Here is a 13,736-nt window from a genome sequence, read left to right as displayed (position 1 = left end):
CCCATGAGGTGTACGGCACCAGCCCGCACTTGCGCGCGGAGCTGGAGCAGCGCCAGGTCGGCTGTGTCCTGGGGGTCGCCTCCAGCCACCGCGTCACCTCCCGGGCCGGCGTCTACCGCGCCGACCAGGTCATCGCTTCCTGCCGCCAAGCGATGCTGGCGGTCCTGGTATCGGTGAACCATCCCGGTCCTGCTGGCTCACGCCTTCCTCGCCGCGATATCCGCCCGCGAACGAGCCTGCCGGCCCCGCCGGTTTGCAACACGCCCCACTGACTCTCAGCGAGATCAGACACCTCTTTGTCCGTCTGACCAATCCCAGCGCCTCGGCCTTTGACGACGCACTGCACTGGTCCCGGTGGCGGCGCCGGCATCAAGCCCGCGCCCAGCTCGGCCACTACCGTCGACAAGCCGTCTATGAAGCATGATCAGCATCTACCCGCAGTGCGTGGGGTCGCGGCGCCGGTCCGAGACCAGCGCGGCGCATAGGTCGGCCCGGTTCTTCTCGCTGGGCGGGGGACGGCCCGGTGGAATCCGGCCGCCGCTGCCGCTACGGGGGGCGGTGGTCTGGAACAGGGACTCGATGAAGCGGCCAGCATCAGAGCCGGGCTTGCCCGGCGTCTCCGTGCGGAGTTCCTGGCAGATCAGACGGCCGCCGGTGTTGCTCGCAGACAGGAGGCCGATGAGGTCGATACCCGCCTGCGCCTGGATCACGCCGATCTCCTCGAAGGAACGCCTGAGCTTCTGGGGACGAGGGCGGCTGGTCCATCGCCGAGCGCAGCAGCCGGGCTATCTCCTCCGGCCGCATCGTGCCCGTCCCTGCCGACGTCTGCTCGTCCGCTGTTGCCGGAGCTGCTCGGCGAGGCCCGGTCGCATGGTCTCGTTCACTGCTCTGCCTCCCCGATGTCGGGGAGGCAGAGACTAGACGGGCCGCCGTGGAGCGATCATCGATAATGGCTACTCGAGTGCGGGGCGCGCGAGGACGGCGGGGACAGCCGGTCCCTCCGCCGCGTTCGGGGCACCGGTCAATGCGTGGTAACCGACTCGCAGTTCGCCGAGTCGTAGAGCAGGTCTGTGCTGTTGACGGTCACCTTGTCGGAACCGGCGCGGCAGTAGATCCCGTCGACGTCGCCGGAGTTGGTGTAGGCGTCGATGGTGTCGTCACCCGCCCCGCCGTCCAGCCGGTCGGTGAACTGGGGTCCGGCGCCTGCGGCAGGGCCGGGCCCGCTGACGATCGTGTCATTGCCGTCGCCTGCCGTGACCATCTGGAGGCCGCCGGTGGAGGTGATGGTGTCGTCGCCCTCCCAACTGCCGATGTTCAGCTGGATGGGACGGTAGGTCGAGCCGTAGGTCCATCCCCGACCGCTGGCGGTGATGGTGTCGTCTCCGGCCCAGGTGATGACCCCGACGTTGAGGACGCGACGGTCGTTGCCGTTGTCGGTCTCGGTCGCGTGCGTGGGACAGGTGATCGTCGTGGAGTTGGTGTGGGTGCAGTTGGCGCCCGGGATGTCGCTGACGAGCGACATGGACGACGCGTTGTCGTCCGTGAAGATGATGGCGCTGTCGAGGACTTGGACGTCGACGGTGTCGGCGTCCTCGCTGGTGTAGTAGTTGACCGCCGCGTCGGGGTACTCGTTGGCGAACCAGACGGTCATCTGCGGCCTGGTCGCATGGGCCGCCGGACTGGCGGCGACGAGGGCGGCGGCCGCTATAGCCGCCACTGTCGCCGCGGAGAGACTGGTCGATCGCGCTGATCGCTTCATCGGATCCTCCAGGAGTGGCTCGAAGGGTGCGCCTCACCCTTAGCCACCGGATGGCGAAGCGATAAAGGAATCACTACTCATGCGCGCCGGCCGGGGCGTCCGGCTCTGTAAGACTTGGTCAGGGAAGCGGCTGGTTCTCGGGCCAGGGGAAGTCGACGAGATTGTCCTCCACCACCGCGTTCTTCTGGTCGAGCTGGGCGTAGAAGTCGACCCAGTGCAGCGGCGGGTCGTCGCCGTCCAGGTACGTGTTGTAGCCGATGTAGGGGTTGTCGAAGTAGAAGGAGACCTGCCTGCCGTTCTTGCCCGGGTCCTCGCAGTTCGTGGCCTTGTAGACGACGGTCCCCTCGTCGCCCGTGAGGAACCCAGAGGACTCGGCCTGGAAGGTCACCGACACCGGGACGAAGAGCGTGTGCGATGCCGGAATGGTTGCCGGAGGCTGCAGGCCCGCGCTCCAGATTCCGTGCTTGAGAGAACTGGACACCTTGACCAGCGTGCAGAACGTGTAGTTGTTGATCGTGATGTGGGTGCTGCGCGTGGGCTGGGAGGCTGCGTCCGCCGCGGGTGCTCCGATCGTCGCGGCGGTGAGGAACGCGGCCGTCGTGAGGAGCGCGAGGGTCCGTTTCATGGAAGGGCCTTTCAGATGGCCTGGCGGGAGATGCCGAAAAAGGCATCCCCGCCGCATTGGCCGGGCTCGTAGGAGTAGTCGAGGAGAATTTCGCGCCGACGTCTGAGAAGGCGCTGGTGGCGCAGGTCGTGGGCTTGAGCATGGGGAGTAGGGCGGCAGGGTGTGCGGAGTCCCAGAAGCACTCCGCTTGCTCGTAATGCCAGTCGCCGCCGTCGTTCAGCTTCTTGATGAGGCCGATCGAGTCCCGCTGACCTTGACGGTCACCTGGCTGTTGACGCGCATGAACGAGCCGATGGCCCGGAGTTTCCGTCGCTGTTGCGGTGACGCAGATCTCCGCGGTGGCGAGACGTACCAACGTGGAAGCCGCGCGGTCCGGCCTGCGCCCGACGGCGTCGTGGGAGACGCAGGATCAGAGGCCAGGGCTGACGGGAGTCTGGCCCGAGATCCTGATGCGGTCGTAGTCGAAGGTCGACCAGGAACCGTTGAAGTCGTAGTCGAAGGTGTACTTCGCGTAGACGTTGGAGTGGGAGTCGGAGAGCACGGCGGTGCCGCAGGTGGTGGTGGACGGGGCCGGGAGGGAGACGGGTGCGTCCGTGAAGCAGTTCGCCTGAGTGACGAGGACCTCGTGGCCGTCGCTCAGCTTCTGGAGGAGGTTGATGGAGACCGACTTGAGGAGGGCGGTCGCCGTGCTGCTGGTGCGGGTGAACGAGGCGACGGCCTGGGGACGTCCGGCGCTGTCGCGGATGACGCAGACCTGCGCGACGAGTTCGCCCCCGGACAGCGAGCGGGTGTCGCAGGAGGAGTCCGCGTGTGCGGCGGTGCAGAGGGAGAAGGAAACGGCGAGCGCGGCGGCGCCGATAGCGGCGGCGAGCAGGCGTCTCAAGGGGGTCCCCTTCGGCTGGGTGGACGGTGTCTGAGATGTCAGATTAGAAGCTCTTCAAAGGAAATACGTGGGTAGTCACTGCTCATCGCCGCCGCAGGACGCGGACCTGAGCGCTTCCAAGTTCAGTCGCCGCAGTGGTGCGGGGCTACCGCGCCAGGGCAGTGCGCGGTAGACACGGAGAGCGTGCGGAACTCTACGGAACTCCGCGAGCGGGAGGACGAGCTTGGGCTGCTCGGAGGCGCGGCGGGGCGGGCTCGTGTGTTCGCGGTCGTCGAGGGGGAGGCGGAGGTCGGGAAGTCGCGCCTGCTGGAGGAGGCGGCACGCGGGGTGGAGCTGGAGCGGCAGTTCAGGTTCGGGTTGGTCCGAAAGTTGTTCGAACCGGTGCTGGCGGCGGCCGGCCTCGCCGGACGAGCGCCGCCGGTTTCTGGACGACACGCGGCTCCGGCGGGCGCGGTTTTCGGCTTCATCGCGGGCCCCGAGGGTGAGACCGGCGGTGAGTTCGCGATGCTGCACGGGCTGTCGTGGCTGGCGGCCAACATCGCCCGGGAGCGACCGGTGCCGCTCGTGGTCGACGACCTGCACTGGGCCGGGCCCGCCTGGGTTCCTGACCGTCCTGCTCCCGCGGCTGGACGGACTCGGCGTCGGCGTCCTCGCCGAGGCCCGGGCCCCGCGAACCGGGCGCCCCGCAGCGGCTGCTGGACCCGCTGCTGTCCGACCCCGGCTCTGTCACCACCGCTGCCGGTCGGACGGTGAGCCTGTCGGTGCGGCGCTGGTAGCGCTCCAGCAGCCCCGGCACCACCACCCTCGCCCGTCGACCGGGACGTCGGTGACCGTCCGCCGCAGAAGCCGTGCACACGGACGGTCACCGCCCAGCACACCGGGCACGGCACAGGCTCATCTCGAGCGCGGGCCATGACCCGAATGAGGTCGTTCTCGTCCGCCACATCCTCGATGGACCAGGTCAGACAACCCCGAGAACACCACGCCCGCCAGATCGTTGATCTTCAGCACGCCTCAGGCTGACAGGTGATCACTCAGCGCCACAACTGATTACGGGACGGAGCCGTTGTTTGTACAGTCTCGGCTGTGCTCCTATACCTCCCACCACCAGGCGATCGCTGGATAGGAGAGGGCGTCGGTGAGTGGGGGTGGGGTGTCGGTGATGCCGGTCCAGTTGAGGTGGATGGCGTCGGGATGGTGCCCGTCTGGGTTGGTGTAGCGCGGGGCGTGCTGAGCCCACTCCAGGGTGCTGCGGACGGCTCCGAGCGCCAGATCGATCATGGCATGGGTGTCGTTTGCGTAGGGCTGCCGTGATGCGCGGTCGGCCAGCTGGATGGCTTGTGCCATGACACAGTCGCGGATCTGGCTGAGGATCAGGACGGCTTGGGGCAGGGTGGTGCGGTGCTCGCGCATGAGGATGGGGATGGCAGCCGGCTCGCCTGACGGATCGCCGCCGGTCTGTTCGGTGATCCAGCATTCCTTGGGGTGGGAGTACAGGTCGTCGTCCAGGGTGATGAGTAGCCATGCTGCTTCGGTGATGGCGCGGACCAGGGGATCGTGGCGTTCGTCTTCCGGGACCCTGAGCTCGGCGGCGATCTCGCCGCAGGTGAGTGTGCTGGGTCCGAGGCCGAGGTGGGGGCGTACGGCGAGGAAGGAGTTGAAATCGGCAGGGGCGCCGGTGGTGTGGTGGGCGGATTCCCACAGTCCGGCCCAGTAGGTCGCTTTGTTGTCGGAGAGCCAGCGGCGCCACAGCGCTGGGCTGGTGTGGGCTTTGATGCGTGCGGACAGCTCGGCGATGGCGGTGTAGAAGAGGTCGTCGGACCGGGAGTCCGTGTTCAGCTGGGTGGCGGCTTGGTCGAGGCCTTCGAACCAGAGGCGCAGGCTGGTGGTGTCGGCGCTGCTGGGACCGGTGTCGGTGCGCAGGTCGTCGAAAGCGAACGCGAGGTTTGCCCAGTCGACGCCGAGTTGGACGCGATCGGTGGACCCGTGAGGAGTGATGCGGGCCATGAGTTCGTGCGAGCGGGTGTCGGCGGCCCGGACGCGGTTGAGCGGGTCGGTGAACAGCCCAAGAGAGTCCAGCCAGTCCAGACTGCGCTTCTCCAGCAGATCTTCCTCGGGATGGGGGGCGGGTGGCGGCAGTGGGCAGAAGAACGGCGGCAGGTCGAAGTGAATGGTCATCGCAGCGGTTTCCCTTTCTCTCGGCGGCCTGATACCTGGCCATGGGCGGAGGTGTTCGGTGTCGCTCGGCTCTATAGACGCCCGCCAGAACCACCGTCTACGGCCCGGGCCGAGTGACGGGGCGCCGGGACGAGGACAGGGCTGGAATTTTCCGGCGACCCGCTGGTGGCGAACCGCTGCGGCAGAGCCGAATGGAGTCGAATCGCTCGCCGATCGTCGTCGCCATCTCGGACTTCCTTGGGTTGGCTTATGTTCGCCGGCCGGTGGATCCTCGAAGGCCCCACACCGACTCAGTGAACCCCTCAAGCGCGCGCCTCGGACTTAAGCCAGGGGCGTCACCCGGAGTTCTCTCGGACTCTGGAACTGGGTCAGCGGTTTGTAGGAGACCACTTCGGGGCGGACGAGCCGGAGACCGGGCTGGCGGCGTGCGAGCGCGGCGAGGGCTGTCTCCATCTCCAGGCGGGCCAGGGAGTCGCCGACGCAGTTGTGGATGCCATGCCCGAGCGACAGGTGGCGGGCGAGCCCGTCGCGGTTGGGGTCGAACTCCTCGGGGCGGTCGAACACCGCCGGGTCGTGGTTGGCGGAGGCGTAAGCGAGGAAGATCTTCGCACCGGCCAGGATCGTCGCGCCGCCGATGACGGCGTCCCGGTGGCGACGCCGCGCGTCATGAAGCTGACGAGATCGTCTCTCGAGTCGCGGCGGCGCTCCTCGACGACCGTACTGAGATGGGCGATCCCCTCCAGCAGGCTGTCGCCGTGATTCGCCAGCTGCTCGTCGTCCAGGAACCGATGGCCGACGAACAAGGCGATGTGACAGGTCGTACCGCTGAGGGGCGGACCGCGGGGGTGATGAGCGGTCCCTCTGTCCTTGCTCATGGCACTCTCCGATGGAATCGGAACGGGGACGGGGACGCCCACACCGCTCGGGCGTCCCCGTCATCGTCGTTGCTCCCCGTGTCCCGCGCGGCGCCTCTGGGGCCGCGTGCGCGGGAGCGCTGTGCGTCGCGGGGGTCAGATCTTCCAGAGCCGCCAGGTGTCGGTCACCGTGCAGGTGGTGCCCTGGATGTCGTACACCGGCGCATAAGGAGCCGTCACCTGGAGCTGGAGCTGGTAGACGCTGGGGTCCACGCCGGTCAGCTCGTATGCGTGCTGCCCGGCCCAAAGCGAGGCGGCATAGCATGCCGCGTTGGGGTTGGTCGGATGCGACTTCGTGACGACTGTCTGCACGTACTGGTCGGTCGCGGTGGACGCGGACGCCGCCGGCGCCACGGTCAGCACCGCCAACGCGGCCCCGGCCGCCGCCAGCGTAATGCGTTTGCTCATCTGTTGCTCCTAAATAGCGCCAGGCAGAGAGGTCTCCCCGGAGGAACCGGCGGAAAGGTCCTCACCACCTTCACAGCGGGGCTGGGGCCGCGCATGAGCACTGAACGCTCAACTTCGGACGCCGCTGGCGGGGGAGTCAGCGTTTGTGCTGCTGCGCGCGAATGAGTATTTCGGTGGCCGGCGGGATGGCGGTGGCCATGCGGAGTTCGAGGGGGCGACGGTGGCCTCGGCGGTATTGCGGCGGATGGCTGTAAGGGTGGCGCCGGCCACGCGGCGGGGGTGACGAGGCGGGACGCCTGCGTGGCCGGAGCGCCGGCCGCAGATGATCCCTTGTCGGGAGGAGCGGTCTCCCAGAGAATCTGCCTGTGGACGGATGGGATCTCGTCGAACGCGACGTGGAACTGGCGTCACTGGAGGAGATGGTCCGCGGGCTGAGTGCCTCGGCGGGAGGGGCGGCCGTGCTGGCCGGGCCTGCCGGGATCGGCAAGACGAGGCTCCTGACCGAGATGAGGCCGATCGCCGAGCGGGCGGGCGCACGAGTCCTCTATGCGCGCGGCTCGGAGCTGGAGCGGGAGTTCGCGTTCGGTGTGGTCCGCCAGTTGTTCGAGCCTGTCCTGGTGGAGGCCGGTCCACGGGAGCGGGCGCGGCTGCTGGCGGGAGAAGCCGAGCGGGCGGCGCTGCTGCTGGGACAGCCCAGCACAACAGACAGCGGCGGTGAATTCTCCGTCCTGAACGGGCTGTTCTGGTTCGCGGCCAACCTGTCGGCCGACCAGCCGCTGGTCCTGCTGATCGACGATCTGCACTGGGCCGACGCCGCGTCCCTGCGGCTGCTCAGCCATCTGGCGCCCCGGCTCGACGGCATCGCCGCCCTGGTCGTCGCCGCGCTTCGCAGCGGCGAACCGAGCTCGCAGCAGCATTTGATCGATCTCATCACGCAGGACCCCGCCACCCGGATCCTGGGCCCCTCGCCCCTGTCCGCGGCGGCGAGCGACCGGCTGCTCCGCGCGGAGTTCGGCGCGACCGCCGCCCGGTCGTTCCTCACGGCCTGCCACGAGACCACCGGCGGCAACCCGTTCCTGCTCCGCGAGCTGACCGCCACCATCGTCGCCGATCGGATCGCCCCGACGGCCGCGAACGCCGGCAGGATAACCACGCTCGGCACCCGGACAGTCGGCCGCTGGGTTGGCCGCCGTCTCAACTCGTTGCGTCCCGAGGCGGCAGAGTTCGCCCGTGCCGTCGCGCTGCTGGGCGAGGGCGCGCACCTGGAGGAGGCCGCGGTCCTCGCCGGAGTCGGCCAGGAGGTCGCCGCGGAGGTGGCCGACGAACTGGCCCGGACCGAGGTGCTCCGGCCCGCCGGATCGCAGCCCGTTGTGGAGTTCGTGCACCCGCTGGTGCGCAGCGCCGTCCTGGCCGAGCTGAGCTGGATCGAGCAAGCGGCCGGGCACGCGCGGGCCGCCCGGGTCCTGTCGGACACCGGTGCGAGCGCCGAGCGGATCGCGGCGCACCTCCTGCTGGCCCCGCCCCGCGGCGACGTGGAGGCAGTGGCACTGCTGCGCCGGGCCGCCGCACAGGCGGGCGGCGAAGGCTCGCCCGAGAGCGCCTTCTCCTATCTGCGACGCTGTCTCGAAGAGCCGCCGGATGAGGGGGACTTGCCCGACGTCCTGCTCGAGACGGGACTCGCGGCGCTCTCCGTCGACCTGGGCGTCGCCGTCGAGTACCTGGAACGCGCCCACGCGGGGGCCCGTGACCCCCACCGCCGGGCGGAGATCGGTTGCATGCTGGGACTGGCGCTGGATTACATCAGGCGCAGTGACGATGCGGTCGGCCTGCTCATGGAGACCGCCGGGAGCATCCCTGAGGAGGAGACCGACTTCAAGCACAAGGTCCTGTCCTACGTCCTCACCACACGTATGGTCGACCCCTCCAGGCAGCAGGACGTCGAGCGGCTACGGGATCTGTGGGAGGTCGTCCCGGGCGACGGCGTCGGCGGCCGCTCCCTTGACTGCGCCATCGCGTTCCACGATATGAAGCGCTGCTTGCCCAGCGCCCTGGTCCGCGCCCGCCGGGGCCTGTCCGGCGGGGTGCTGGGGGAGTTGGCGCCGGGAGAGAGTCCTACGATCAACGGCTGGCTGGTGCTGCTCGCCGCCGACGCCGATGAGGCCATGGCGACCCTGGACGCCGCCGTCGACCGGGGCCGCAGGCGCGGATCCCTCCGGGACCTCGCGACCGCGCACGCGTTTCGCGCGCTGGGCTGGCTTTGGCGAGGCGCGCTGGCCGAGGCGGAGGCCGACGGCATGGAGTCCCGCCGGGCGGTGGAGACGGCCAATTTCGACACCGGACGGCCCTGGGTCGGCGGCTACCTGGCCACTGCGCTGCTGGAACAGGGCCGGCTCGACGCCGCGGCCGAGGCGTTGGACTGGGCGGGCGTACCCGACCCGGTCCCATCGAGTGGGTCTGGGTACCTTGTCTTGGAGGCCAGGGCTCGGCTGCACCGGCGGTGTGACCGGCCCGACCTCGGGCTGGAGGCGGCACTGGCCTGCGGACGGTTCTGGACCGCGGCCGGCGGCACCAACCCGGCGTTCCTCGCCTGGCGGTCGGAGGCCGCGCAGTGCCTGCACGCGCTGGGCGAGACCGCTGCGGCCCGCACCTATGCCGATGAGGAGCTGCGGCTGGCCCGCCTCTGGAGAGCGCCGCGCGCTCTGGGCCGCGCGCTGCGCGTCTCGGGCCTGCTGCAGGGTTCCGGACGGCAGCAGATCGGCCACCTGCAGGAGGCGGTCGCCGTACTGCAGCCGTCGGGGGCGCGGCTGGAGCTCGCGAAGGCGTTGATCGAGCTCGGCGCGGCGCAGCGCAGGTCGGGGAGCCGCGGTAAGGGGAGCGAGTATCTGCGGCGCGGCCTGGAGGTCGCCGAGCAGTGCGGCGCGGCCCCCGTCGCGGAGCGGGCGCGCGTCGAACTGGCCGCGGCGGGCAGCCGGGCGGTCGACCGCCCCGTGACGGGTCTCCAGGCCCTGACGCCCAGCGAGGCGAGGGTCGCGGCGATGGCCGCCCGGGGAGCCACCAACCGGCAGATCGCCCAGAGCCTGTACATCACGCCCAAGACCGTCGAGGTCCACCTCAGCAGCGCCTACCGCAAGCTGCGGATCACCTCCCGTTCCGCTCTCGGCGAGGTCTTCTTCACGGCCCAGGTGTGATGGGCCCTCGGGCCCAGGACCATTCAGCGGCAGCGGCTGACGAATGAGAGCGTGGGCCCATGGAACCGGCGGACGATGTGTGAGGCGAGGCGGTGATGGCAACGCGGTCCGGGCTCCGGCGCGAGGTGGGTTTCCTCGGGCTCACGTTCGTGTCCTTCGGGGCGATCATCGGCTCGGGGTGGCTGCTCGCGGCGATGACCGCGGCCCAGGCCGCCGGACCCGCGGCGCTGCTCTCCTGGTTGCTGGCCGCCGTGATCATCGGGATCATCGCGCTGCTGCTGGCCGAGCTCGGCTCGGCCTATCCGCTGGCGGGAGGGTCGGTCCGTTTCCCCCATCTGGCTTTCGGCCCGCTGACGGGCTTCACGCTCAGCTGGTTGTATTGGCTGATCACATTGATCGGTCCGCCGATCGAGGCGGAGGTGACGCTCTACTACCTCGACCACCAGGTGCACGGCTTCATCCGGGTCTCCGGTGGCGCGCCCGTCCTCACCGGACGGGGGCTGGCCCTGGCGGCGGTGCTCGTCATCGTGTTCGCCGTCATCAACGTGCTTGGCGTCCGCTCCTTCTCGGGAGCCTCGACCCTTCTCGCCTGGTTCAAGATCGCTGTGCCGTCGCTCATCGTCGTCTCCTTGCTCACGTCCTCCTTCCATCCGGGCAACTTTCACGCCGGCGGTGGCTTCGCCCCCGGCGGTCTCCACGCGATCCTGGAGGCGCTGCCGCTCGGCGTGGTCTTCTCGCTGACCGGATTCGACCAGAACATCCAGCTCGGCGGTGAGGCGCGGTGGCCCGGCCGGGATCTCGGCAGGTCGCTCCTGCTGGCCCTCGGCCTCGCGACGGTCCTCTACCTGCTGCTGCAGGTCGCGTTCCTCGGCGCGGTCGACCCGCGGAACGTGGCCGGGGGCTGGGCCGCACCACTTGCCCCCGGGAACTACGGGCCGTTCGCCACCCTCGCCTCGACGCTCGGCCTCGGCTGGCTCACGACCCTCATCTACGTCGCTGCCTGCGTCTCCCCGGCCGGCTCGGGACTGATTGTATCGGGCACCTCCTCCCGGATCGGGTTCGCGCTCAGCCGCAACGGCTACCTGCCGGAGGCGTTCGAGACCGTCGACCGGAGGGGGGTGCCCGTCTTCAGCGTCTGCTTCGGGACGGCCGTCGGCATGCTCGTGCTGCTGCCGTTCCCCAGCTGGCAGCGGCTGGTCGTCCTCATCAGCGCCGGAGCGGGCCTGGTCTACGCGTTCGTGCCGGTGTCGTTCGCGGCGCTGCGCCGCACCGACCCCGGCCAGAACCGCCCGTTTCGAGTGTGGGCGGGCGGAGTCCTGGCCCCGCTCGGGTTCGCCGCCGCCAGCCTGGTCTTCTACTGGGCCGGCTGGGAGGCGGACTGGAAGGTGCTGGCCGCCGTCGCGACCGGCTACCCCGTCCTGGTCTTCACCTCGCTGCTCAACGGGGCTGCGCGCCGCCCGGAGTTCGACCGCGCCGCCTTGCGTTCCTCGGCCTGGATGTGGCCCTACTTCGCCGGGATGGCGCTGCTCAGCCATTACGGCCAGTACGGCGGCACCGGGGCCCTTCCCTTCGGCTGGGACATCGCCGCCGTCTCCGCGCTGTCGTTCGTGATCTTCCAGCTCGCGGTGCGGTTGCGGCTCCCCGCGCAGCGCGTCGCCTGCTACGTCTCGGTCGGCGACCGCGGACCGGCCACCACTCCTCTTGAAGGTGCGCGGCTGTGAGCGGATGGGCTTCCGGTCTCCGATCGCTGCACCGAAGCAGTCAACCGAAGTGACTCCACGAAAGGCGGTGACATCACCTCCATCAATCCCGGCGCGGTTCACGGAGAACTGGGGCGGGTCAATCGACGGTCAGCGGGATCTTGTCGTATCCGCGTAAGGCATGGCTGGGGCGACGGGTCGCGGGGCCGGCCAGCCGGATAGAAGGGAACCGGCGCATGAGTGCAGGGAACGCTATCTCCCCTTCAAGCCGAGCCAGGGCCGCGCCGAGACAGAAGTGGATACCATGCGAGAAGGTGAGGTGAGGGTTGGGGGAGCGTGTCAGGTCGAGAAGGTCCGGTTCCGAGAAGGCGCGCGGATCCCGGTTGGCGGCTCCAGTGATCACTACAATGTGCTCGCCGGCCTCGATGGTCGTTTTGTCGACGACGGTGGTGGCAATGGCGACGCGGAACACCATCTGCGCGGAGGCGTCATACCGCAGGAGTTCGTCGACCGCTCGAACGCCAAGTGCGGGGTCGGTCCGCAGTAACTGAGCCTGCGCCGGTGACTCCAACAGCGCCATGAGGCCATTCGCCATGAGATGAGTCGTTGTTTCGAAACCGGCGCTGTACAGCGAGGCGAGCATGTTCAGCAGGTCCGGAGGGGAGAAGCGGTCACCGTTTGGAGCGCCGTTCAAGAAGGCCGTTACCAAATCGTCGCGGGGTTGCTTCTTCCGCTCGGCCACGAGGTCGCCGAGGTACTCCCACAGTTTTGTCGCGCCTGCGTCGGCAAGCTTCACCTCCTCCTCACTGGGAAAGGGCTCGAAGACATAACCCCAGTGCCTGACGATCTCACGAAGAGGTTCATGGTCAACCTCCGGCAACCCCAGGAGGTTACCGATCACGATCATGGGGATGGGAAAGGCGAAGTCCTCCATAAAATCGATGGGTGCGCCGTCTGCGCCCCTTTCCTCGATCCTTGCGATAAAGCGGGCAACTAGCTCGCTTATGCGGGCCCTCAACCCCTCGATACGGCGTGGAGTGAAGGCATCCATCGCGAGTTTGCGCAGTCGCGTGTGTCCGGGGGGGTTCTGGGTGAACATACCTGCGTACATCGTTGTGTAGGCGGGATGTACGCGCCAGTCAGGCCGGACGGTGTCAAGGCTTTCGCTGGTAAGGGCGCCCATCGAGCGCTCGCTCAGGAGACGCATCGCGGCGGCGTGGCCGGTGATGTAGAAATTACCGTCAGCCCCGTGGTGGACGGGGGAGATCTCCCTCATCTGCTTGTACAGAGGGTAGGGGTTTTCTCGTCCAGCTTCGGAGAAGATCTGCTTTAGAATGGCCTCTGCGTTGGCGTTGTCCGTCAATGACATAACTGTCCACCTCCGCGTGAATCATCGAAGTGATAAGGGGCTAGCAGCATCGGGGGATTCCCCTAGACTGACCCCCAACGTTATCCCGTGGTAGATCATCAACCTGTGCTGCATGCCTAGATGGTTTGAACGTCTGGGAGCACCGAGGTGCCGGATCCGGCGTGGTCTGCGGATATCGTTACCCCCTCCTTCGATCGAGCTCGAAGATCGAATGAGCCATTTCCATCGTGATCGTGCTGATCAGGATGGGCGTAGGGCGCGGGCGGGCCGGAGGAGTTGGGGGTGGGGTGAGGCTCCCGGTGAGACAGCAGTCGACCAAGATTCGATGCCCCAACCGGGGCCTCGTTGCTGTCTTACCCTGCCGCGATTCCCCTGTCGAAGCGCACCCTTGTCCGCCTGGCCGAGCTCATCCGCGCCCACCGCGCCGAACGCCGCAGCCGGTGGCGGCGCCTGAACCCCGGGCAGCAGGCGTTGCTGGTGCTGGCTCACCTGCGTATCGGGGACACCTACGCTCGCCTTGCCGCCGGCTTCGCCATCGGGACCACCACCGCCTGGTGGTACGTGCACGAGGTCCTCGCCGATCCCGCCGGCCGCCTGGTGTGGGCTTCTCCTGCTCTCCCCGGGGGCCGTGCAAGACATGACCGCAGCTCGCAGCTTGGGCCTGATCGATGCTCTGACCGCCAACGGCGTGATGCCCTCATCGGGCCACGGG

The 13,736-nt window shown here is 68.7% G+C and carries 10 protein-coding genes and 2 pseudogenes; 4 read left to right on the top strand and 8 right to left on the bottom strand.

What is annotated here, in order from left to right:
- Positions 1-272, top strand: a pseudogene (locus tag MPTA5024_RS43805) (IS701 family transposase); the annotation flags it as partial.
- Positions 273-431: 159 nt separating this feature from the next.
- Here the strand turns inward: MPTA5024_RS43805 and MPTA5024_RS26700 are convergent.
- The 7 genes from MPTA5024_RS26700 to MPTA5024_RS42630 form a co-directional block, all read right to left on the bottom strand.
- Positions 432-710 carry a hypothetical protein gene (locus MPTA5024_RS26700; protein WP_036329748.1) on the bottom strand — a complete coding sequence of 93 codons (279 nt, stop codon included), beginning with the start codon at positions 708-710 and terminating at the stop codon, positions 432-434.
- Positions 711-1,021: 311 nt separating this feature from the next.
- The gene (locus MPTA5024_RS26695) at positions 1,022-1,651 is read right to left on the bottom strand and encodes a hypothetical protein (protein ID WP_036329746.1); all 630 of its coding nucleotides are present in this window, start codon (positions 1,649-1,651) and stop codon (positions 1,022-1,024) included.
- A 226-nt stretch (positions 1,652-1,877) separates the two neighbouring features.
- Complete coding sequence (locus MPTA5024_RS26690) at positions 1,878-2,384, bottom strand: hypothetical protein (protein ID WP_036329743.1); 507 nt, start codon at positions 2,382-2,384, stop codon at positions 1,878-1,880.
- 409 nt (positions 2,385-2,793) lie between these two features.
- Positions 2,794-3,267 (bottom strand): hypothetical protein, encoded by a 474-nt coding sequence (locus MPTA5024_RS26685; protein ID WP_036329741.1) that lies wholly within the window; start codon positions 3,265-3,267, stop codon positions 2,794-2,796.
- 1,092 nt (positions 3,268-4,359) lie between these two features.
- Positions 4,360-5,445 (bottom strand): terpene synthase family protein, encoded by a 1,086-nt coding sequence (locus MPTA5024_RS26675; RefSeq protein ID WP_036329739.1) that lies wholly within the window; start codon positions 5,443-5,445, stop codon positions 4,360-4,362.
- Between the two features lie 321 nt (positions 5,446-5,766).
- A complete protein-coding gene (locus tag MPTA5024_RS40080) occupies positions 5,767-6,384 on the bottom strand; it encodes a cytochrome P450 (protein ID WP_198167411.1) in 618 nt (205 codons plus the stop codon).
- A 71-nt stretch (positions 6,385-6,455) separates the two neighbouring features.
- Positions 6,456-6,767, bottom strand: coding sequence for a hypothetical protein (locus MPTA5024_RS42630; RefSeq protein ID WP_036329735.1), 312 nt, complete (start codon positions 6,765-6,767; stop codon positions 6,456-6,458).
- 365 nt (positions 6,768-7,132) lie between these two features.
- On the opposite strand from MPTA5024_RS42630, the gene MPTA5024_RS26660 reads away from it, so the two are divergent.
- Together MPTA5024_RS26660 and MPTA5024_RS26655 are read left to right on the top strand one after the other, a co-directional pair.
- The gene (locus MPTA5024_RS26660) at positions 7,133-9,955 is read left to right on the top strand and encodes a helix-turn-helix transcriptional regulator (RefSeq protein ID WP_036329733.1); all 2,823 of its coding nucleotides are present in this window, start codon (positions 7,133-7,135) and stop codon (positions 9,953-9,955) included.
- Positions 9,956-10,050: 95 nt separating this feature from the next.
- Entirely contained in the window at positions 10,051-11,676 is a 1,626-nt protein-coding gene (locus MPTA5024_RS26655; protein ID WP_036329730.1) for an APC family permease, read from the top strand.
- Between the two features lie 118 nt (positions 11,677-11,794).
- Here MPTA5024_RS26655 and MPTA5024_RS26650 read toward each other — a convergent pair whose 3' ends face one another.
- Positions 11,795-13,024 (bottom strand): cytochrome P450, encoded by a 1,230-nt coding sequence (locus tag MPTA5024_RS26650; protein WP_036329729.1) that lies wholly within the window; start codon positions 13,022-13,024, stop codon positions 11,795-11,797.
- Positions 13,025-13,369: 345 nt separating this feature from the next.
- On the opposite strand from MPTA5024_RS26650, the pseudogene MPTA5024_RS40075 reads away from it, so the two are divergent.
- Positions 13,370-13,736: pseudogene (locus tag MPTA5024_RS40075) on the top strand (helix-turn-helix domain-containing protein); the annotation flags it as partial.

It is taken from the genome of Microbispora sp. ATCC PTA-5024, from assembly GCF_000511135.2.
GTDB lineage: Bacteria > Actinomycetota > Actinomycetes > Streptosporangiales > Streptosporangiaceae > Microbispora > Microbispora corallina.
This window is presented reverse-complemented; position numbering and strand designations above follow the sequence as displayed.

Bases quoted from the DNA above. Each gene is read 5' to 3' on its own strand.
- MPTA5024_RS26675 (WP_036329739.1), bottom strand. From the start codon at position 5,445: ATGACCATTCACTTCGACCTGCCGCCGTTCTTCTGCCCACTGCCGCCA.
- MPTA5024_RS26690 (WP_036329743.1), bottom strand. From the start codon at position 2,384: ATGAAACGGACCCTCGCGCTCCTCACGACGGCCGCGTTCCTCACCGCC.
- MPTA5024_RS26650 (WP_036329729.1), bottom strand. From the start codon at position 13,024: ATGTCATTGACGGACAACGCCAACGCAGAGGCCATTCTAAAGCAGATC.
- MPTA5024_RS26695 (WP_036329746.1), bottom strand. From the start codon at position 1,651: ATGACCGTCTGGTTCGCCAACGAGTACCCCGACGCGGCGGTCAACTAC.
- MPTA5024_RS42630 (WP_036329735.1), bottom strand. From the start codon at position 6,767: ATGAGCAAACGCATTACGCTGGCGGCGGCCGGGGCCGCGTTGGCGGTG.
- MPTA5024_RS26655 (WP_036329730.1), top strand. From the start codon at position 10,051: ATGGCAACGCGGTCCGGGCTCCGGCGCGAGGTGGGTTTCCTCGGGCTC.
- MPTA5024_RS40080 (WP_198167411.1), bottom strand. From the start codon at position 6,384: ATGACGGGGACGCCCGAGCGGTGTGGGCGTCCCCGTCCCCGTTCCGAT.